This window comes from Pseudomonas flavescens, from assembly GCF_013408425.1.
Taxonomy (GTDB): domain Bacteria; phylum Pseudomonadota; class Gammaproteobacteria; order Pseudomonadales; family Pseudomonadaceae; genus Aquipseudomonas; species Aquipseudomonas fulva_A.
This window is the reverse complement of record NZ_JACBYV010000001.1, coordinates 2073225-2094347: the sequence shown is the minus strand read 5'-3', so window position 1 is coordinate 2094347 and position 21123 is coordinate 2073225. Positions and strand designations below refer to the sequence as shown.

18 protein-coding genes are annotated in these 21123 nt (G+C 63.4%); 15 read left to right on the top strand and 3 right to left on the bottom strand.

The window, feature by feature from the left end:
- Positions 1–119 precede the first annotated feature (119 nt).
- The gene (gene folE, locus FHR27_RS09165) at positions 120–683 is read right to left on the bottom strand and encodes a GTP cyclohydrolase I FolE (RefSeq protein WP_179538415.1); all 564 of its coding nucleotides are present in this window, start codon (positions 681–683) and stop codon (positions 120–122) included.
- A gap of 187 nt (positions 684–870) precedes the next feature.
- Positions 871–1872, bottom strand: coding sequence for a type I glyceraldehyde-3-phosphate dehydrogenase (gap, locus tag FHR27_RS09160; RefSeq protein WP_179538414.1), 1002 nt, complete (start codon positions 1870–1872; stop codon positions 871–873).
- A gap of 129 nt (positions 1873–2001) precedes the next feature.
- Between gap and edd the strand changes: the two genes are divergently transcribed.
- From edd to FHR27_RS09110, 10 genes are all read left to right on the top strand, one after another.
- Complete coding sequence (edd, locus tag FHR27_RS09155) at positions 2002–3831, top strand: phosphogluconate dehydratase (RefSeq protein ID WP_042554084.1); 1830 nt, start codon at positions 2002–2004, stop codon at positions 3829–3831.
- A complete protein-coding gene (locus FHR27_RS09150; protein ID WP_179538413.1) occupies positions 3828–4793 on the top strand; it encodes a glucokinase in 966 nt (321 codons plus the stop codon). Before edd ends, FHR27_RS09150 begins: the two co-directional genes overlap by 4 nt.
- A gap of 53 nt (positions 4794–4846) precedes the next feature.
- The gene (locus FHR27_RS09145; protein ID WP_042554086.1) at positions 4847–5581 is read left to right on the top strand and encodes a response regulator; all 735 of its coding nucleotides are present in this window, start codon (positions 4847–4849) and stop codon (positions 5579–5581) included.
- Positions 5571–7028, top strand: coding sequence for an ATP-binding protein (locus FHR27_RS09140; protein WP_042554087.1), 1458 nt, complete (start codon positions 5571–5573; stop codon positions 7026–7028). The genes FHR27_RS09145 and FHR27_RS09140 overlap by 11 nt, the downstream gene beginning before the upstream one ends.
- Before the next feature lie 140 nt (positions 7029–7168).
- Positions 7169–8401, top strand: coding sequence for a D-mannose isomerase (locus FHR27_RS09135; protein WP_179538412.1), 1233 nt, complete (start codon positions 7169–7171; stop codon positions 8399–8401).
- A gap of 113 nt (positions 8402–8514) precedes the next feature.
- The gene (locus FHR27_RS09130) at positions 8515–9783 is read left to right on the top strand and encodes an ABC transporter substrate-binding protein (protein ID WP_042554089.1); all 1269 of its coding nucleotides are present in this window, start codon (positions 8515–8517) and stop codon (positions 9781–9783) included.
- Between the two features lie 275 nt (positions 9784–10058).
- Positions 10059–10967 carry a carbohydrate ABC transporter permease gene (locus tag FHR27_RS09125; RefSeq protein WP_042554090.1) on the top strand — a complete coding sequence of 303 codons (909 nt, stop codon included), beginning with the start codon at positions 10059–10061 and terminating at the stop codon, positions 10965–10967.
- Positions 10960–11790, top strand: coding sequence for a carbohydrate ABC transporter permease (locus FHR27_RS09120; protein ID WP_042554091.1), 831 nt, complete (start codon positions 10960–10962; stop codon positions 11788–11790). The genes FHR27_RS09125 and FHR27_RS09120 overlap by 8 nt, the downstream gene beginning before the upstream one ends.
- 29 nt (positions 11791–11819) lie before the next feature.
- A complete protein-coding gene (locus FHR27_RS09115) occupies positions 11820–12968 on the top strand; it encodes an ABC transporter ATP-binding protein (protein ID WP_179538411.1) in 1149 nt (382 codons plus the stop codon).
- Positions 12969–13061: 93 nt separating this feature from the next.
- The gene (locus FHR27_RS09110; RefSeq protein ID WP_042554093.1) at positions 13062–14294 is read left to right on the top strand and encodes a maltoporin; all 1233 of its coding nucleotides are present in this window, start codon (positions 13062–13064) and stop codon (positions 14292–14294) included.
- A 258-nt stretch (positions 14295–14552) separates the two neighbouring features.
- Here FHR27_RS09110 and FHR27_RS09105 read toward each other — a convergent pair whose 3' ends face one another.
- Positions 14553–15422, bottom strand: a complete 870-nt coding sequence (locus FHR27_RS09105) for a MurR/RpiR family transcriptional regulator (RefSeq protein ID WP_042554094.1) — start codon at positions 15420–15422, stop codon at positions 14553–14555.
- 166 nt (positions 15423–15588) lie between these two features.
- Here FHR27_RS09105 and zwf point away from each other — a divergent pair, with 166 nt between their 5' ends.
- The 5 genes from zwf (at position 15589) to FHR27_RS09080 (ending at position 21016) form a co-directional block, all read left to right on the top strand.
- On the top strand, positions 15589–17058 hold the full coding sequence (gene zwf / locus FHR27_RS09100) for a glucose-6-phosphate dehydrogenase (RefSeq protein WP_042554095.1): 1470 nt from the start codon (positions 15589–15591) through the stop codon (positions 17056–17058).
- Entirely contained in the window at positions 17045–17758 is a 714-nt protein-coding gene (pgl, locus tag FHR27_RS09095) for a 6-phosphogluconolactonase (RefSeq protein ID WP_179538410.1), read from the top strand. Before zwf ends, pgl begins: the two co-directional genes overlap by 14 nt.
- Before the next feature lie 19 nt (positions 17759–17777).
- Positions 17778–18437, top strand: coding sequence for a bifunctional 4-hydroxy-2-oxoglutarate aldolase/2-dehydro-3-deoxy-phosphogluconate aldolase (locus tag FHR27_RS09090; RefSeq protein ID WP_179538409.1), 660 nt, complete (start codon positions 17778–17780; stop codon positions 18435–18437).
- 61 nt (positions 18438–18498) lie between these two features.
- The gene (locus FHR27_RS09085) at positions 18499–20124 is read left to right on the top strand and encodes an NADP-dependent glyceraldehyde-3-phosphate dehydrogenase (RefSeq protein WP_179538408.1); all 1626 of its coding nucleotides are present in this window, start codon (positions 18499–18501) and stop codon (positions 20122–20124) included.
- Positions 20125–20197: 73 nt separating this feature from the next.
- Positions 20198–21016, top strand: a complete 819-nt coding sequence (locus FHR27_RS09080) for a shikimate 5-dehydrogenase (protein WP_179538407.1) — start codon at positions 20198–20200, stop codon at positions 21014–21016.
- The last annotated feature ends 107 nt before the right edge of the window (positions 21017–21123 follow it).

Below are 21123 nucleotides of genomic sequence, written 5' to 3'. Positions count from 1 at the left end.
CCGACGCGTAGGATCCGCGCCCCCGCGGCGAATGGTACAGGCGGCACCGATATCGCGGTGACGCCAGCATCGTTTCGCACCGGGGCGACGTTTCTACAGTAAGCGCTGAGTGCTCGGTTTCAGCTATTGACCAGGCTGAGGAACTCGCTGCGGGTCGCGGCGTTTTCGCGGAACTCGCCGAGCATCACCGAGGTGACCATGGAGGAGTTCTGCTTCTCCACGCCGCGCATCATCATGCACATGTGCTTCGCTTCGATGACCACAGCCACGCCAAGGGCACCGGTGACCTGCTGGATCGCCTCGGCGATCTGCCGGCTCAGGCTTTCCTGGATCTGCAGGCGACGGGCATACATGTCGACGATGCGCGCCACCTTGGAGAGGCCCAGCACCTTGCCATTGGGGATATAGGCGACGTGGGCCTTGCCGATGAAGGGCAGCAGGTGATGCTCGCACAGCGAATACAGCTCGATGTTCTTCACCACCACCATCTCGCTGGCGTCGGAGCTGAACAGCGCACCGTTGGTGACTTCTTCCAGGGTTTTCTCATAGCCGTTGCAGAGGTACTGCATGGCCTTGGCGGCGCGCTTGGGCGTGTCGAGCAGGCCTTCGCGGGAGACGTCTTCACCCAGTTCGCCGAGGATCGCGGTGTAATGCTGTTCGAGAGTGTTACGGCTAGAGTCCATGCGGCTTCCAGTGATGTTCGGATGACAATGTACCTGCTGCCTGCCGGCCCGGCTGGCGACGCCGACCAGAGCGGTCTGGCGTCAATGGCCGGCATTGAGGTTCAAGCGGGCGGCAATTGTAATCCGCTCACGGCGATTTACCGAGCGTAATCGGCTTCGATGCCTCGCCGCACTGGTGGGCGGTGACTCATTTGGCTGCGTGAGCCGCCAGGCAGGTGTCGAGCATGCGGTTGGAGAAGCCCCACTCGTTGTCGTACCAGGCCAGTACCTTGACCAGCCGGCCGTTCACCTTTGTGTGGTTGGCGTCGAAGATCGACGACAGTGGATTGTGGTTGAAGTCGCAGGACACCAGCGGCAGTTCGTTGTAACCCAGCACACTCGATTGCTGGCTGGCGGCGCGCAACAGAGCATTGATCTCCTCGGCGCTGGTGTCGCGCTGCACCTGCACGGTGAGGTCGACCAGCGACACGTTGATCACCGGTACCCGCACCGCCATGCCGGTCAGGCGGCCCGCCAGCTCCGGCAGCACCAGGCCGACGGCTTCGGCCGCACCGGTCTTGGTGGGAATCATCGACTGGGTGGCCGAGCGCGCGCGGAATGGGTCGCTGTGGTAGACGTCGGAGAGGTTCTGGTCGTTGGTGTAGGCATGAATGGTGGTCATCAGCCCGCTCTCGATACCCAGTTCGCGCTGCAGCACCTGGGCGACCGGCGCCAGGCAGTTGGTGGTGCAGGAGGCATTGGAGATGATCTGATGACTGGCGCGCAGGCTGTCGTGGTTGACGCCGTAGACTACCGTGGCGTCAGCGCCCTTGGCGGGGGCGGAGATGATCACCTTGCGGGCGCCTGCAGTCAGGTGTGCAGCAGCCTTGTCGCGGTCGGTGAACAGACCGGTACACTCGAAGACCACGTCGACGGCAAGGTCTTTCCAGGGCAGATCCGCCGGGTTGCGGATGGCGCTGACGGCAATGCGATCGCCATTGATGATCAGGTTCTGGCCGTCGACCTCGACGGACGCATCGAAAATGCCGTGTACGCTGTCGTATTTGAGAAGGTGCGCATTGATTGCACTGTCACCCAGATCGTTGATCGCGACGACTTGCAGGTTTTCGCGGTAGCTCTGGGTATAGAGTGCACGCAGAACGTTACGGCCGATGCGGCCGAAACCATTGATGGCAATTCGCAGTGTCATGAGCGCTGATCCTTATATGTTGTTTTAAAAACAAGATTATTCTCATGAAAGTAGAAATCAAGCGTTTTAGCTGTCAGTATTTTGATAAAAATACAATTCGAATTGCTACCTGTTAGCCTGGAGTACACCATGCATCCCCGCATCCTCGAGGTAACCGACCGCCTGATCGCCCGCAGCCGCGCAACCCGCGAGCGCTACCTGGCGCAGATGGCCGCCGCCGACAGTGACGGTCCGCACCGCGGCGCATTGCAATGCGCCAACTTCGCCCACGGCGTTGCCGGCTGTGGTTCCACTGAAGACAAGCAGCGGTTGCGGCTGATGAACGAGGCCAACGTCGGCATCGTCACCGCCTACAACGACATGCTTTCCGCCCATCAGCCCTACGAACACTATCCCGAACTGATCAAGCAGGCGCTGCGCGCGGTGGGCTCGGTCGGCCAGGTGGCGGGCGGTGTGCCGGCCATGTGCGACGGGGTCACCCAGGGCGAACCGGGCATGGAACTGAGCCTGGCAAGCCGCGAGGTGATCGCCATGTCCACCGCCGTGGCGCTGTCGCACAACATGTTCGATGCGGCGATGCTGCTGGGCATCTGCGACAAGATCGTCCCGGGGCTGATGATCGGCGCCCTGCGTTTCGGCCACCTGCCGATGATCTTCGTGCCGGGCGGGCCGATGCCCTCGGGCATCCCCAACAAGGAAAAGGCCGAAGTCCGCCAGCTCTACGCCGAAGGCAAGGCAACCCGCGAAGAGCTGCTGGAATCGGAGATGAAGTCCTATCACAGCCCCGGCACCTGCACCTTTTATGGCACCGCCAACACCAATCAGGTGGTGATGGAAATCATGGGCCTGCACCTGCCAGGCTCGTCCTTCGTCAACCCGTACACGCCGCTGCGTGACGCGCTGACCGCCGAGGCCGCGCATCAGGTGGTGCGCCTGACCCGGCAGGGCGGCGAGTACACACCGCTGTGCCGGATCATCGACGAGAAGGCCATCGTCAACTCGGTGGTGGCGCTCAACGCCACCGGTGGCTCGACCAATCACACCCTGCACATTCCAGCCTTCGCCCGTGCCGCCGGCATTCAGTTGACCTGGCAGGACATGGCCGACCTGTCCGCGATCACCCCGACACTGGCCAAGGTCTACCCCAACGGCCAAGCCGACGTGAATCACTTCCACGCCTGCGGCGGTGTGCCCTTCATGGTGCGCACGCTGCTCGATGCCGGGCTGCTGCACGAAGATGTCTACACCGTCGCCGGCCATGGCCTGTCGCGTTACACCCAGGAGCCGTTCCTCGGTGACAACGGCCTGGTCTGGCGGCAGGGCCCGGAGCAGAGTCTGGATCGCAATATTCTGCGTGGCGTGCCGGAAGCGTTCTCGCCGGAAGGCGGGCTGCGCGTGCTCAAGGGTAACCTTGGCAATGGTGTGGCCAAGGTCTCGGCAGTGGCACCGGAACATCAGGTGGTCGAAGCCCCGGCGCGGGTATTCGAGACCCAGGTGGACCTCGCCGAAGCCTTCAAGGCGGGCGAGCTGGAGCGCGATTTCGTCGCGGTGGTGCGCTTCCAGGGCCCCAAGGCCAACGGCATGCCCGAGTTGCACAAGCTCACCCCTTATCTGGGCATCCTTCAGGATCGTGGCTTCAAGGTGGCGCTGGTTACCGACGGGCGCATGTCCGGTGCGTCCGGCAAGGTGCCGGCGGCCATTCATGTCAGCCCGGAAGCCTGGGATGGCGGGCCCTTGGCCCGGGTGCGCGACGGTGACGTGATTCGCGTCGATGGCGTGGAGGGCCGCCTGCAGATTCTGGTCGACGAGATCGAATGGGCGGCCCGCGATTCTGCGCCACGCCCGCAGGGCACGGGCATCGGTTGCGGCCGCGAGCTGTTCGCTTTCATGCGCGCCGCGTTCAGCCCGGCGGAAGAGGGCGCCAGTGCCTTCACCGCAGAACTGGACTCGCTGCGATGAGTCTGGCGCTGGTGGGCGACATTGGCGGCACCAACGCGCGCTTCGCCCTGTGGCGTGACGAACGCCTGGAGTCGGTGCGTGTATCGGCGACTGCCGATCACGCTACCGTCGAGCAGGCTATCCAGGCCTACATGGCGGCCGAGGGCCTGGCGCTCGGTGAGGTGGAGACCATCTGCCTGGCGTGTGCCGGCCCCGTCGAGGTCGACCCCTTTCGCTTCACCAACAACCCGTGGCGCATCGACCGCGCGACGTTTCGTGCCGAACTGCAGGTGCGCGAGCTGCTGCTGATCAACGATTTCTCCGCCATGGCGCTGGGCATGACTCGCCTGCAGGCCGATGAATACATCACCGTCTGCCCAGGCGTGGCGCAGCCGCAGCGTCCGGCCGTGGTGATCGGCGCCGGAACCGGCCTTGGCGTAGGCACGTTGCTGGCGCTGCCGGATGGCAGCTGGCACGCGCTACCGGGCGAGGGCGGGCATGTCGATCTGCCGGTGGGCAGTGCCCGCGAGGCGCTGATCTGGCAAGCGCTGCATCGTCAGCTCGGGCACGTCAGCGCGGAGGCCGGTGCGCTCAGCGGCAATGGCCTGCTGGCGCTGTACCGTGCGGCATGCGCGGTAGACGGTCAGCCCGCAGCGCTGCTGAGTGCGGCCCAGGTGACTCGCGCCGCGCTGGAGGGGGAGCCGCTGGCGGTCAATGTGCTGGAGCTGTTCTGCTGCCTGCTCGGTCGCGTCGCCGGCAACAACGTGCTGACGCTGGGCGCCCGTGGCGGTGTATTCATCGCTGGCGGCATGGTGCCGCGTTTCGCCGACTTCTTCATGGCCAGCGGTTTCTCCCGCAGCTTTCGAGACAAAGGCTGCATGAGCGATTATTTCGATGCCCTGCCCGTCTGGCTGGTGACTGCCGAATACCCCGGCCTGGTAGGTGCAGGGGTGGCTGCACAACAACACCTTCTACGGAGTTAGCGGACAAATAGCGTGTCCAAGCGTCGCCGATAACAACAATAAGGATTATCGATGTGAGCCCAACTGGAAAATCCATCCTGCTGGTCGACGACGACCAGGATATTCGTGAACTGCTGCAAACCTACCTGGGGCGTGCCGGCCTGCAGGTGAACGCCGTGGCGGATGGCGCCAGCTTTCGCCAGGCGCTGTGCGAAGGCGGCGCGGATCTGGTGATTCTCGACGTCATGCTGCCCGACGAAGACGGCTTCAGTCTGTGCCGCTGGACACGCGGTCATCAGCGTTTCGCCCAGGTGCCGATCATCATGCTGACGGCCAGTTCCGACGAGACCGACCGGGTGATCGGTCTCGAGCTGGGCGCCGACGATTACCTCGGCAAACCCTTCAGCCCCCGTGAACTGCTGGCGCGTATCAAGGCGTTGCTGCGCCGCGTGCACTTTTCTCAGGAGCGTGGCGCTGACGTGCTGGCCTTCGATGAATGGCGCCTGGACATGGTCAGCCATCGGCTGTTCCACCTCGATGGCGAGGAGGTGCTGCTGTCCGGCGCCGACTTCGCACTGCTCAAGCTGTTTCTCGATCACCCGCAGCAGATCCTCGACCGTGACACCATCGGCAACGCCACCCGCGGTCGCGAGATGATGCCGCTGGAGCGCATCGTCGACATGGCCGTGAGCCGCCTGCGCCAGCGCCTGCGTGACACCGACAAACCGCCGCGCCTGATCCGTACCGTGCGCGGTAGCGGTTACCAGTTGGCCGCCGCCGTTACCGCCCAGGCCGGCCATGCGCGTTGACTGGCGTCGGCTGTTGCCGATTCCGCGATCGCTGCTGGGGCGAATGCTGTTGCTGACCCTGCTCTCGGTGCTGGTCGCCCAGGCATTGTCCAGCGCCATCTGGCTGTCGCAGTTGCGCGCCACGCAGCTCGAAGGGCTGGTCACCACGGCACGCAGTCTGGCCCATTCGATGTCGGCCAGCGTGCGTTACTTCCGCTCGCTGCCGGTCGCCTACCGGCCGATGGTGCTCGACCAGTTGCGCAGCATGGGCGGCACGCGTTTCGTCGTCAGCCTCAACGATCGACCCCTGTCGATGCATCTGCTGCCGGTCACGCCGCGCAAGCAGGCGGTGATCCAGGCCGTGAGCGAGGTGCTGCGAGAGTCGCTGGGCAACAGCGCGGACATTTCCGTGACCTTCGTCAGCCCGGATGACTTGCGGATCTTCAACGGTGGCCTGAAGCTCGACGAGTTGCCGCGCTCCTGGGCGCATTACGCCCTGACCCTGGAACCGGTCAATCCACCGGTGCTGGTCACGCAGATCCAGCTGGCGCCCGGTGAGTGGTTGTATATCGCGTCGCTGCTGCCCGAACCCTACACCAGCCTGGAGGAGCCGGTACTGCCGACCCAGCAGCTGTGGTTCATCCTGCTCAGCAGCGGCTTTCTGCTCTTGTTCATCGGCATTCTGGTGCATTGGCAGAGTCGGCCGCTCAAGCGTCTGGCACGCGCCGCTCGGCATATGTCCCTGGGCGCCGACGTCGAGCCGGTGCTCGAGGGCGGCGGTCGTGAGGTGGTCGAGGTGGGCCGGGCGTTCAATGCCATGCGCGAGCGCATCAGCCGTTACCTGACCGAGCGCGCCCAACTCTTCAGCGCCATTTCCCATGATCTGCGTACACCGATCACGCGTTTGCGTCTGCGCGTCGAACTGCTCGACGACGAGACGTTGCAGACCAAGTTCGGCCGGGATCTGGACGAGCTGGAGCTGCTGGTCAAGGGTGCACTGCAGTGCGTGAAGGACACCGATATCCACGAAAACATCGAGCCCGTGGACCTCAACCTCCTGCTGCACTGCCTGGTCGAGCCTTGTCTGGCGCCAGCTGGCAACGGTCGGGTGACCTTGCATGGTGAAGCCAAGGCGGTGTATCCGGGCAAGCCCCTGGCCTTGCGGCGCTGCATTGGCAATCTGATCGACAACGCCCTCAAGTACGGCCACAAGGCTCATCTGCACGTCGAGGACGACGAGGGAGCCTACGTGCTGCATGTCGACGATGAAGGGCCCGGCGTTCCCGAGCAGCGCCTGGAGCAGGTCTTCGAGCCGCACTTCCGTCTGGCCGGGCAACAGCAGGGCTACGGCCTGGGGCTGGGTATCGCGCGCAATATCGCCCACAGTCATGGTGGCGAGGTGAGCCTGCAGAATCTGCGTGAGGGCGGGCTGCGGGTGACGCTTCAGCTGCCACGGTCGCCGGATTGAATGTCACGAGATGGTGACGAAGCGACCGGGCTTCGTTACCTGAGGGATGCGCGGCCACCAGTAGACTCTTGCCATGAGCACCCGGGGATTGATGGTTGCCCTGCGGTTCAAGCGTTGATCCTTTGCATGGAATAACAACAATGAAAACACCTGCACTGCCCTCCGACAGCTGGCTGGTCAAGCCAGCCCATCGTGCCTGGCTGAACGCCGAAGGCATGCGCCTGCTGCCGTTCGCCAGCACTTCTGGTGTCGCGCAGGGTTTCGCTGCGCTGGACGGCCAGGGGCGATTGCCCGCGGGAGCCAGCGCCGAGCTGATTCACACCACCCGCATGACCCACTGTTTCGCCCTGGCCCATATCCAGGGTATCCCCGGCTATGCCCATCTGGTCGATCACGGCATCGCCACGCTGCAGAGCGACCTGCGTGACGAGCAGGCTGGCGGCTGGTTCGCGGACGTCGGTCGCAAGGGCGACAAGTCCGCCTACCTGCATGCTTTCGTGGCCCTGGCCGCCAGCTCCGCGCAGGCTGCCGGCAGGCCCGGAGCCGAGGCGCTGCTGGCCGAGGCGATCGGCATCATCGAGCGGCATTTCTGGTGCGAGGAGGAGGGCGCGCTGCGCGAGAGCTTCAGTCGCGACTGGTCGCAGGAAGAAGCCTACCGCGGTGCCAACAGCAACATGCACGCCACCGAGGCGTTTCTCGCCCTCGCGGATGTCACCGGTGATGCCCTCTGGCTGCACCGCGCGCTGCGCATTGTCGAGCGTCTGATCCACCATCACGCGGCCTCCCGGGGCTATGTGGTGGTCGAGCATTTCGACCCGCAGTGGCAGGCCTTGCCCGAATACAACGTCGATAACCGTGCCGACCCGTTCCGCCCCTATGGCAGCACGCCGGGGCACAGTTTCGAGTGGGCGCGTCTGCTCTTGCACCTCGAAGCGGCATTGGCCCGGGCCGGCCTAGACGCGCCCGACTGGCTGCTGGAGGATGCCCGCGGGCTGTTCGCCAGTGCCTGTCGCGACGCCTGGCATGCCGATGGCGCACCAGGGTTGGTCTACAGCCTCGATTGGCTGGGGCGCCCGGTGGTACGCGCGCGGCTGCACTGGGTGCAGGCAGAGGCCTGTGCCGCCGCCGCAGCCTTGCTGCGACGCACGGGTGAGGCCATCTACGAGCAGTGGTATCGACGGTTCTGGGAGTTCGCCTCCAGTCATTTCATCGACCTGCAAAATGGCAGCTGGCACCACGAACTCGACAGCGACAACCATCCGGCCTCCAGCATCTGGCCTGGTAAGCCCGATCTCTATCACGCCTACCAGGCCGTTCTGCTGCCACGCCTGCCGCTGGCGCCGAGCCTGGCTTCGGCATTGGCAGCCATGTAACGAGGTGGTGACATTCGCGCATCCCTTCGTTACCTGGCTGCCAGCAAAGCCTGATTACACTCCATGCAACGCAAGCGCCACGACTTGCTTCTAACAACAAGAAAGGTACTTCGATGAACGCGATCACCCGTCTCGCCACTGCCGTTTCTCTCGCCTCGCTATTCCCGCTTGCTGCTCTGGCAGCCGACTCCAAAGGTACGGTCGAAGTCGTGCACTGGTGGACCTCCGGCGGCGAGGCTGCGGCCGTGAAGGTTCTGCGTGAGCTGGTCGAGAAAGACGGCTACACCTGGAAGGACAGTGCCGTGGCCGGTGGCGCGGGTTCCGCCGCGATGACCGTGCTCAAGACCCGCGTGGTTTCCGGCAACCCGCCGGGCGCTGCGCAGATCAAGGGGCCGGATCTGCAGGAGTGGGGCGCGCTGGATCTGCTCGCGCCGCTGGACGACGTCGCCAAGGCCAACAACTGGGATGGCCTGCTGTCGAAAACCGTGTCCAACACCATGAAGTACGACGGCCACTATGTCGCCGTGCCGGTGAACATCCACCGCGTCAACTGGTTGTGGATCAACCCGCAAGTGTTCAAGAAGGCCGGCATCGACAAGGCGCCGACCACCCTCGACGAGCTGTATGCCGCTGGCGACAAGCTCAAGGCGGCCGGCTTCGTGCCCCTGGCCCACGGCGGGCAGCCGTGGCAGGACAGCACCGTGTTCGAAGGCCTGGTGCTTGGCATCATGGGTGCCGAGGGCTACCACAAGGCATTCGTCGAGAATGACGAGGCGACCCTCACCAGCCCGCAGATGACCGAAGTGTTCACCGCGCTGAAAAAGCTCTCCACCTACATGGATGACAACCGCGCCGGTCGTGACTGGAACCTGGCGACGGCCGAGCTCATAGACGGCAAGGCCGGGATGCAGATCATGGGTGACTGGGCCAAGAGCGAGTGGACGGCCGCTGGCAAGGTCGCAGGCAAGGACTACCAGTGTGTGCCGATGCCAGGCACTGCCGGCAGCTACACCTACAACATCGACTCCATGGCCATGTTCAAGCTCAAGAACGAGGGTGACATCGCTGCCCAGCACGCCCTGGCGCGCATCGCCCTGGAGCCCGAGTTCCAGTACGTGTTCAACGAGAACAAGGGTTCGATCCCGGTGCGTTCCGACCTCGACATGAGCAAGTTCGACAGCTGCGCCCAGGCTTCCATGAAGGATTTCCAGGCGGCCGACAAGAGCGGCAAGCTGGAGCCGAGCATGGCCCACAGCATGGCCACCAACCTGGCGGTGCAGGGGGCGATCTTCGATGTGGTCACCAACTTCATGAGTGACAAGAACGCCGACCCGAGCAAGGCCGGCGCGCAGATCAACGCGGCGATCAAATCCGCCCAGTAGGTTGATTTGGGCCGGTTAGCCGGCCCATTTCCTTAGAACCTGTTCATGACCTGCTGCGCGTCGGCCCTGCGGCGTTAAAACAGACTCGGAATGCTCATTTACATCAGTAAAGTCGCCCGCGACTCCGACCGCTTCCTCGCCTGTTTTTGCCTTGCATTGCTCTAGGTCGCTAGATCGTGAACACGTTCTTATCAGCAAAGCCTCCTTCGACCAGGCCCTGGCCCAGTCGCAGGCGGCGTTCGACCCGAATTTCATCCCCACACTGGTAATGCCCGATGAGTGTCACGACGGTAATCGGCAAGGCTTCACCCTTCGACGCGCTGCAGCGCTGGCTGCCCAAGCTGGTGCTGGCGCCGAGCATGTTGGTGGTGCTGGTCGGCTTCTACGGCTACATCCTCTGGACGCTGGTGCTGTCGTTCACCAATTCCAGCTTCATGCCCAGCTACAAGTGGGTCGGCCTGCAGCAGTACGTGCGGCTGATGGACAACGATCGCTGGTGGGTGGCAAGCAAGAACCTGATGGTGTTCGGCGGCATGTTCATCGGCATCAGCCTGGTCATCGGCGTGTTGCTGGCCGTGTTGCTCGATCAGCGCATTCGTCGCGAGGGCTTCATTCGTACCATCTACCTGTACCCCATGGCGCTGTCGATGATCGTCACCGGTACCGCCTGGAAATGGCTGCTCAACCCCGGCCTGGGGCTGGACAAGATGTTGCGCGACTGGGGCTGGGAAGGCTTTCGCCTGGACTGGCTGGTGGATCAGGATCGGGTCGTCTACTGCCTGGTGATCGCTGCCGTGTGGCAAGCCTCGGGGTTCGTCATGGCGTTGTTCCTGGCTGGGCTGCGCAGCGTCGATCAATCGATCATCCGTGCCGCTCAGGTGGACGGCGCAAGCCTGCCGACCATCTACCTGCGCATCGTCCTGCCGAGCCTGCGGCCGGTGTTCTTCAGTGCGGTGATGATCCTCGCGCACATCGCCATCAAGAGCTTCGACCTGGTGGCGGCGATGACCGCAGGCGGCCCTGGTTACTCGTCCGATCTGCCGGCGATGTTCATGTACAACTTCACCTTCAGCCGCGGCCAGATGGGCATCGGCTCGGCCAGCGCGATGATGATGCTCGGCGCGATCCTGGCGATTCTGGTGCCCTATCTCTACTCGGAACTGCGGGGCAAACGCCATGACTAGAGCCTTCAGCCCAAGCCGTGTGGCGATCTACGCCACCCTGTTGTTCGCCGCGGCGCTGTACCTGGTGCCGCTGATCGTGATGCTGCTGACCAGCTTCAAGACCCCCGAGGACGTGCGTGCCGGCAACCTGCTGTCCTGGCCCGATGCGTTCACCCTGATCGGTTGGGTCAAGGCCTGGGACGTGGTCGGCGGCTATTTCTGGAACTCGGTGAAGATCGCCGTACCGGCCGTGCTGATTTCCACGGCGGTCGGTGCCCTGAATGGTTACGTGCTGTCGATGTGGCGCTTTCGCGGCTCGCAGCTGTTCTTCGGGCTGCTGCTGTTCGGTTGCTTCCTGCCGTTCCAGACGGTGTTGCTGCCAGCCTCGTTCACCCTCGGCAAGTTCGGCCTGGCCAATACCACCACGGGCCTGGTGCTGATCCACGTGGTGTACGGCATCGCCTTCACCACGCTGTTCTTCCGCAACTTCTACGTCAGCGTGCCGGATGCGCTGGTCAAGGCGGCGCGCCTCGATGGCGCGGGCTTCTTCACCATCTTCGGCCGCATCCTGCTGCCCATGTCGCTGCCGATCATCATGGTCTGCCTGATCTGGCAGTTCACCCAGATCTGGAACGATTTCCTCTTTGGTGTGGTGTTCGCCAGTGGCGATTCCCAGCCGATCACCGTGGCCCTCAACAACCTGGTCAATACCAGCACCGGGGCCAAGGAATACAACGTGGACATGGCCGCGGCGATGATCGCCGGGCTACCGACCCTGCTGGTGTACATCGTGGCGGGCAAATATTTTCTGCGCGGCCTCACGGCCGGCGCGGTGAAGGGTTGAAAGCTGCGCTTTCACAAGTGGAGAAGTAAATGGCAACGCTCGAATTGCGCAACGTCAACAAGTCCTATGGAAGTGGCCTGACAGACACGCTCAAGAGCATCGACCTGAAGATCGATGCCGGGGAGTTCCTGATTCTGGTCGGCCCCTCGGGTTGCGGGAAATCCACCCTGATGAACTGCATCGCCGGGCTGGAGAGCATCAGCAACGGCGCGATCCTGGTCGATGACGCCGACATCAGCGGCATGAGCCCCAAGGATCGTGACATCGCCATGGTGTTCCAGTCCTACGCGCTGTATCCGACCATGAGCGTGCGCGACAACATCGCCTTCGGTCTGAAGATGCGCAAGATGGCCCCGGCGGCCATCGACGAGGAAGTGGCACGGGTCGCCAAGCTGCTGCAGATCGAGCATCTGCTCAAGCGCAAGCCGGGGCAGCTTTCCGGTGGCCAGCAGCAACGTGTGGCCATGGGCCGGGCGCTGGCGCGGCGGCCGAAGATCTACCTGTTCGACGAACCGCTGTCCAACCTCGACGCCAAGCTGCGGGTGGAGATGCGTACCGAAATCAAGCTGATGCACCAGCGCCTGAAGACCACCACGGTCTACGTCACCCACGACCAGATCGAGGCAATGACCCTCGGCGACAAGGTGGCGGTGATGAAGGAGGGCGTGATCCAGCAGTTCGGCACCCCGCAGCAGATCTACAACGACCCGTCCAACCTGTTCGTGGCCAGTTTCATCGGCTCGCCGCCCATGAACTTCGTGCCCGTGCAACTGCAGCGCCGTGCTGGCCAGGTGTGGGCAACGCTGACCTCGTCGGCCGGCAGCTGCGAACTGCCCCTCGGCCACCTGCCCGAGGGCACCGAGCAACGCACGCTGCTGCTCGGTATCCGCCCTGAACAGATTCAGCCGGCCAGTGCGCCCGGTCAGGCTGCGTCACTGCCTGCCGTGGTCGAGGTCACCGAACCCACCGGGCCGGACACCCTGGTCTTCGTCAGCGTGAATGACGCCAAGCTGTGCTGCCGCCTGGCACCGGACCAAGCACCGGAGATCGGCCAAAACATCGAGTTGCAGATCGATGCCTCGCGGGTGCTGCTGTTCGATGCCGACAGCGGCGAGCGCGTACGCCCCGAAGCAGACATCGCTGCGCAGAGCAATGTCACCCAGTTAAAGAATCGTTGAAAAGGAGTCGGTCTCGCGAGTGCCGTCATGGCCTCGGTAGTCCTGATACCGGCAAGCGAAGCGGTAACAACAATAAAAACAGCAGGAGAGGGTATGAAACGATCAACGGGTTTCGGTCTGGCCATGGCGTTGGGTTCCCTGACGCTACCGGTCACGGGAATGGCGCTGGAATTCACCGGCTACGTGCGCAGCGGTGCCGGTACTGCCGACGGCAACGGCCGACAGTCATGCTTCCAATTGCCGGGGGCGCGCTCCAAGTATCGCCTGGGTAACGAGTGCGAGCACTACGCCGAGCTGGATCTGCGTCAGGATCTGTTCAGCCTGGACGATGGCTCGGTGCTGAGCATCGAGGGCATGGCGCAACTCTTCAACGAGTATGGCCACACCCCTAAATTCACCGGCGATCGTGGCACCGCCCGGATGAACCAGATGTACGCCGAATGGAGCAACATGCCGGCGCTCAACGGTGGATCGCTGTGGGCAGGGCGCCGCTTCTACAAACGTAACGACATCCACATCTCCGACTTCTACTACTGGAACCAGAGCGCCACCGGTTTCGGTATCGACGAGATGAAGATCGGTGATTACAAGTACAGCTACGTGTTCTCGCGCAAGGACAGCTACGACCAGAAGGAATACATCAACCGCCACGACTTCAACGTCGGCGGTTTCGTGACCAACCCGGGCGGCGAGATCGAGGTGGGGGTCAGCTACGTCGACAAGCCATCTTCCGTCGAGGATGCGAACAGCGGCTGGGCAGTGACCGGGCAGCACGTGCAGAAGAACTTCCTTGGCCTGGGCGGTGACAACAAGCTGGCCCTGCAGTACGGCGAGGGGCCGGGCACCGGCCTTGGCTACACCGGCGATCCGACCCTGGATCGCAGTGCCAAGAGCTGGCGGGTGGTCGAATTCTTCGACTTCCAGGTGACCCCACGCCTGGGCGGACAGGTTCAGGCCGTCTACCAGAAGGACAAGCGTGACGATGGCGCCGATCAGGACTGGTGGTCGGTGGGCGGGCGTACCAGCTATGCCTTCACCCAGCAGTTCAAGCTGGTCGGCGAGATTGGCCATGATCAGGTGGATGCCTCCGGCGGCACCCGCAAACTGAGCAAGTTCACCGTCGCCCCGACCTGGTCGCCTGCCGGGCCCGGCTTCTTCGAACGTCCGGAAATTCGCCTGTACTACACCTACGCCACCTGGAACAAGGCAGCGCAGGAAGCGGCGAATCTGTTGGCGGAAGGCTCGGCACTGTCCGACACCGGCGCCTTCGGTAGCGCCCGCAACGGCTCCAACTTCGGGGTGCAGGTGGAGTACTGGTGGAAGTAAGGCCTCGAGCTGCAAGCGACAAGCCGCAAGTAAAAGCTGACTACGATTTCGCAGTCGCGCAGCGCTAGCTTGCAGGCTCGTGGGGTGGGTAGGCGCTGGTCGTTTTCATCGGGAACGACCAGATTCTTGTGCGCCCTGGCCCACCATTCGGTATCAGCGTCGACCGCGTGGTGGGTTATGCGGCGCTCTGGACTTGATGTGGGTTGGCGGTCGCGGTTTGGCGCCGCTTCACCCACCCTACGCATGGCGCCATGCCGCTCAGCCTTGCTCTTCGCTGGCCGGATAACGGCTGGCGTTGAGGCTTTCCTTGATCTTGCGCAGGTGCGGCTGGAAATCCGCACCGCGGCGCAGGGTCATGCCGGTTGCCAGTACGTCGAGCACGGTGAGCTGGATGATCCGCGAGGTCATCGGCATGTAGATGTCGGTGTCTTCGGGCAACGGGATATGTACGCTCAGGCTGCAGGCTTGTGCCAGCGGCGAGCCGGCGGCGGTGAGGCCGAGTACCGACGCGCCATTTTCCCGCGCCAGACGCGCCACCTCGACCAGTTCGCGGGTGCGGCCGGTATAGGAAATGATCACGAACAGATCGCCGGTATGGGCCACCGATGCCAGCATCCGCTGCATCAGCACATCGGCGTGGGCGGACACCGCGAGGTTGAAGCGGAAGAACTTGTGCTGGGCATCCAGCGCGACGGGCGCCGATGCGCCAAGGCCGAAGAAATGGATCTGCCGGGCCTGGATCAACAGGTCGACGGCGCGGCTGATCAGGTTCGGGTCGAGGCTCTGGCAGGCGCTGTCCAGCGAGGCGATGGCGCTGCCGAATATCTTGCGGGTGTAGGCCTCGGGGCCGTCGTCGGCTTCCACGGCGCGGCTGACGTAGGCCGCACCGCTGGCCAGGCTCTGCGCCAGCTGCATTTTCAGCTCGGGATAGCCGTTGACGCCGAACGAGCGGCAGAAGCGGTTCACCGTCGGTTCGCTGACCTGAGCGGCCTGGGCGAGGGCGGCGATGCTCAGGCGGGTGGCCTGCTGCGGATTGAGCAGTATCACTTCGGCGACCTTGCGTTCGGCCTTGTTCAGGCTGTCGAGGCGGCCCTGGATCTGCTCGAGGAGATTGCGCACGCGATCCATTTTTGTCCTTGTCTGATAAAACGCCGGTCAATCGTACGACCGCTGCTGTCTACTGGCTATCGAGATCTGCAGTCTATAAAAATGTTGTTTTTATTACTACATTTCCAGTTGCGAAGTTAGCGGTTAACCGCTATCAATAGGGTAACTTGATAGAAGAACAAAGATCATGTCCGTGATTCCCGTTGAACCTTGTACCTTCGCTCTGTTCGGCGCCCTGGGCGACCTGGCATTGCGCAAGTTGTTTCCTGCCCTCTATCAGCTCGATCGTGCCGGGCTGTTGCATGAGGATACCCATCTGCTTGCCCTGGCGCGCGAGGGCGGCGACCCTGCCACGCACCTGAGCGCCATCGACAGTCATTTGCGCCGCTACCTGCCTGCCAAGGAACTGGACGAGGCCGTGATGCAGCGTTTCCAGGCGCGCCTGCGCTACCTGAGCATGGAATTCCTGCCACCTGATGGGTACCCGCAGCTGGCCGAGGCGGTCGGTAGCGGGCGTCAGCTGATCGCCTATTTCGCCACGCCCGCGTCGGTGTATGGCGGTATCTGCGCCAACCTCGCCGCGGTCGGTCTGGCCGAGGGCACACGGGTCGTGCTGGAGAAACCCATTGGCCACGATCTGGAATCGTCCCGCGCGGTCAACGATGCGGTGGCGGCGTACTTTCCGGAAACCCAGGTTTATCGGATCGACCATTATCTGGGCAAGGAGACGGTGCAGAACCTGATCGCGCTGCGCTTCGCCAACAGTCTGTTCGAGACCCAGTGGAACCAGAACCACATCACCCACGTGGAGATCACCGTGGCGGAGAAGGTCGGTATCGAAGGCCGCTGGGGCTATTTCGACAAGGCCGGGCAACTGCGCGACATGATCCAGAACCATCTGCTGCAGCTGCTCTGCCTGATCGCCATGGATCCGCCTGGCGATCTCTCTGCGGATGCCATCCGTGACGAGAAGGTCAAGGTGCTCAAGGCGCTCGAACCGATGAACGCCGAGCAGCTTTCCCGTCATGTGGTGCGTGGCCAGTACGTGGGCGGGACCAGCGATGGCAAGCCGGTGCCGGGCTATCTGGAGGAAGAGAACTCCAACGCCCATAGCGACACCGAAACCTTCGTTGCCCTGCGTGCCGACATCCGCAATTGGCGCTGGGCCGGGGTGCCGTTCTACCTGCGCACCGGCAAGCGCATGGCGCAGAAGCTGTCGCAGATCGTCATTCACTTCAAGGAGCCGCCGCACTACATCTTCGCTCCCGAGCAGCGGCAGTTGATCGGCAACAAACTGATCATCCGTCTGCAGCCGGACGAGAGCATTTCCCTGCAGGTGATGACCAAGGACCAGGGGCTGGACAAGGGCATGCAGCTGCGCAGCGGTCCATTGCAGCTGAACTTCTCGGCAACCTATGGCAGTTCACGCATTCCCGATGCCTACGAACGGCTGCTGCTGGAGGTCATGCGTGGCAACCAGAATCTGTTCGTGCGCAAGGACGAAATCGAGCATGCCTGGCAGTGGTGCGATCAGTTGATCGCTGGCTGGAAGAAACTCGGTGACCCACCCAAACCGTACGTCGCCGGTAGCTGGGGACCGATGAGCTCCATCGCCCTGATCACTCGCGACGGGAGGGCCTGGTATGGCGATCTCTGACCTCGAATTTCCCGCGGGCGTGGTTGCCCGCAGCCACGACAATTCGCAGCACCTGGCTCAGGCTTTGGCCGATCGCGTGGCCGGCGCGCTGCGCGATGCCATCGACAGCCACGGCACCGCTACGCTGGTGGTGTCGGGCGGGCGTAGCCCGATCGCTTTCTTCAAGGCACTGGCGCAGCAACGGTTGTCCTGGGCCAAGGTGCTGGTAAGCCTGGCGGACGAACGCTGGGTGCCGGTCGCCCATGAAGACAGTAACGAGGCACTGGTGCGTCGGCATTTGCTTCAGGGGCCAGCCGCCGAAGCGCGGCTGCTCGGCCTGTACCACAGCGCAGGTAGCCTCGAAGAGGCGGCGACGCTCACCGAACAGGCGTTGAACGACCTGCCTCCCATCGACGTACTGGTACTGGGCATGGGCACCGACGGGCATACCGCCTCGCTGTTCCCCAACAGCCCCAACCTCGATGAAGCGTTGCGGGGCGACGGCGAGCGCCGCTGCTTGCCGATGCTCGCCCCGGCGGTGCCACATCAGCGCTTGACCCTCACGCTGCCGTTGCTCAAGGCAGCTCGACTGCAACTCTTGTCGATCGAAGGAGAAGGGAAGTTGCGCGTGCTGGAGCAGGCGCTGGAACACCGTGATCACAAAAAAATGCCGATCAGCGCGTTTCTTGGCGCGCCTTTAGAAATTTACTGGTGCCCTTAGGCCAAAAGGATCAAACAACATGACACACGCCATCAGCCGCCCAGCCCCAACCATGGCTGAAAAGATCGCCAGCATCGACGCGCTCTGTGAGCGAGCGCGGATCATGCCGGTGATCACCATCGCCCGCGAGGAAGACATTCTGCCGCTGGCCGATGCTCTGGACGCCGGCGGCCTGCAGGTACTGGAAATCACCCTGCGCTCGGTGCACGGCCTGAGTGCCATCCGCCGCCTGCGCGAAGAGCGCCCACATCTGTGCGTGGGGGCTGGCACGGTGCTGGATCGCCGCATGCTCGAGTCGGTGGAGGAGGCCGGCGCTCAGTTCATCGTCAGCCCTGGCTCTACCGACGAACTGCTGCGTGCTGCGCTGGACAGCCCGATACCGCTGCTGCCCGGTGTGGCCAGTGCCTCGGAGATCATGGTCGGTTATGCCCTCGGTTATCGCCGCTTCAAGCTGTTCCCTGCGGAAGTCTGCGGCGGAACCGCGGCGCTCAAGGCCCTCAGCGGCCCGTTCGGAGACATCCGTTTCTGCCCGACTGGCGGTGTCAGCCCCGACAACATGCAGCGTTACATGGCCCTGCCCAATGTGATGTGCGTTGGCGGCAGTTGGATGCTGGACAGCTCCGCGGGTTGGGACAAGGTTCGCCAGGCGAGCGCCGACGCCCTGGCGCTGCTGAACTGAGCCAACTGATCTCGTCATAGCCCGCGCCGTGGGGCCGGGCTCCCTCCGTCCAGGAGTTCTCATGTCCCGTCCCTTCGACCCCGCTGCGCTGTTTCCCCGTCTGCACGACATTCCTGAAGCCTACCGCCCCGACGCACCGGTCGAGCAGCGTGAATACCTGGTCGGCGGCGAGTTGCGCCACTGGCAAGGGCCGCTGGCGCAGGTGCGCAGCCCGATCTATCTCGCCGAAGACGATGGCGAGCGCCAGGTGGTGCTCGGCAGCACACCGCTGCTCGACGCCGATGCGGCCCTGGCCGCTCTGGACGCTGCCGTCGCCGCCTACGATCACGGCCAGGGGCAGTGGCCCAACCTGCGGGTCGCCGAGCGCATCGCCCATGTCGAAGCTTTTCTGGCCCGCATGCGTGAACAGCGTGCTGCGGTGGTCAAGCTGCTGATGTGGGAGATCGGCAAGAACCTCAAGGACTCCGAAAAGGAGTTCGACCGTACCTGCGATTACATCGTCGATACCATCGGTGCGCTCAAGGAGCTGGACCGTCGTTCCAGCCGCTTCGAGCTGGAGCAGGGCACCCTGGGGCAGATTCGCCGTGTGCCACTGGGTGTGGCGCTGTGCATGGGGCCGTACAACTACCCACTCAACGAAACCTTCACCACGCTGATTCCGGCGCTGATCATGGGCAACACCGTGGTCTTCAAACCGGCCAAGTTCGGCGTGCTGCTGATGCGCCCTTTGCTGGAGGCGTTTCGCGACAGCTTCCCACCCGGCGTGATCAACATCATCTACGGTCGCGGCCGCGAAACGGTCAGCGCTCTGATGGAGAGTGGCAAGGTCGACGTATTCGCCTTCATCGGCACCCACAAGGGCGCCAGTGATCTGAAGAAGTTGCATCCCAAGCCCCATCGCCTGCGCGCCGCCCTGGGCCTGGACGCCAAGAATCCGGGCATCGTGTTGCCCGAGGTCGATCTGGACAACGTGGTGAGCGAGGCGCTGACCGGTGCCCTGTCGTTCAACGGTCAGCGCTGCACGGCGCTGAAAATCCTTTTCATTCACGAAGATGTGCTGCAGCCATTCCTCGAGAAATTCAGCGCCGGCCTGGCCAAACTCAAGCCCGGCATGCCCTGGGAAGCGGGCGTCGCGCTGACGCCACTGCCCGAACCGGGCAAGGTGGAGTACCTGAAAGCGGTCATGGCCGATGCCATCGACAAAGGCGCCAGGATCATCAACCCGGGTGGCGGCGAGCACTGCGCGAGTTTCTTCTACCCGGCGCTGCTGTGCCCGGTAACGCCACAGATGCGCCTGTATGGCGAAGAGCAGTTCGGGCCACTGGTGCCAGTGGTGCCATACCGGGATGTCGAGCAGGTGATCGATTACGTACTGCAGTCGGATTTCGGTCAGCAGTTGAGCCTGTTCGGTAACGATGCGCAGCAGATCGGCCGCCTGGTCGACGCTTTCGCCAACCAGGTCGGGCGCATCAACATCAATGCCCAATGCCAGCGCGGCCCGGATACCTTTCCGTTCAACGGTCGCAAGGATTCCGCCGAGGGCACGCTGTCGGTGCACGACGCCCTGCGTACCTTCTCGATCCGCACCCTGGTGGCGACCCGCTTCACGGACGATAACAAGGCGCTGGTCAGCGAAGTGATCCGTCAGCGTTCATCGAATTTCCTGACCACCGATTACATTTTCTAGGCGCCTGTCCAATGTCTCGCGTGCCAGCAATAACGGCGCGTAGAGGACTTATGACGGTTGCGAGGTTGTTTGCATGACTCTCAACATCAGCAAGGACACCCGCCTGTGCATGTCGCTTTCCGGGCGGCCGGGGAATTTCGGTACGCGCTTCCAGAACTATCTGTATCAGGAACTGCAGCTCGATTATCTGTACAAGGCGTTCACCACCACCGACCTGCCAGCTGCCATCGGCGGCATCCGCGCACTGGGCGTACGCGGTTGTGCGGTGTCCATGCCCTTCAAGGAAGCGTGCATCAGGCATCTGGACGCCTTGCACGAGTCGGCCGCGACCCTGCAGTCGGTCAATACCATCGTCGCAGACGACGGCCACCTGACGGGTTACAACACCGATTACAGCGCCGTGGTGCATCTGCTCGCGCAACACGGCGTACCCCCGAGCAGCCACTACGCGCTACGCGGCAGTGGTGGCATGGCCAAGGCGGTGGCTTGCGCATTGCGCGACAGCGGCTTCGGCGATGGCCATATCGTCGCCCGTAACGAAGCGGCGGGCAGGGCGCTGGCAGAGCAGTGCGGGGTGAGCTGGTGCGAGACACTGGACGAGAGACCGGCCGATCTGCTGGTCAACGTCACGCCGCTGGGCATGCGTGGCGCGGAGGCCGAGCAATTGGCCTTCGACGAGCGCGCCGTTGCCGCTGCCAAGTGGGTATTCGATGTGGTCGCCGTGCCGGTGGAAACCCCCTTGATTCGCCTGGCCCGCTCGCTGGGCAAACCGGTCATCACCGGTGGTGAGGTGATTGTCCTGCAGGCCGTCGAGCAGTTCGCCCTGTACACCGGCGTGCGCCCCGATGCCGAGCTGATCGACCGCGCTGCACGCTTCGCCCTGGCCGAATAACCGGTCAGTAGGGCGATACGGTGGTGGCCTTGCCGCTGAATCCGTATTGCCCCGGCGATTCGCCCGCAAGCGGGCTCCTACGGTATTGGCGGTGTCTGCAGGATGGA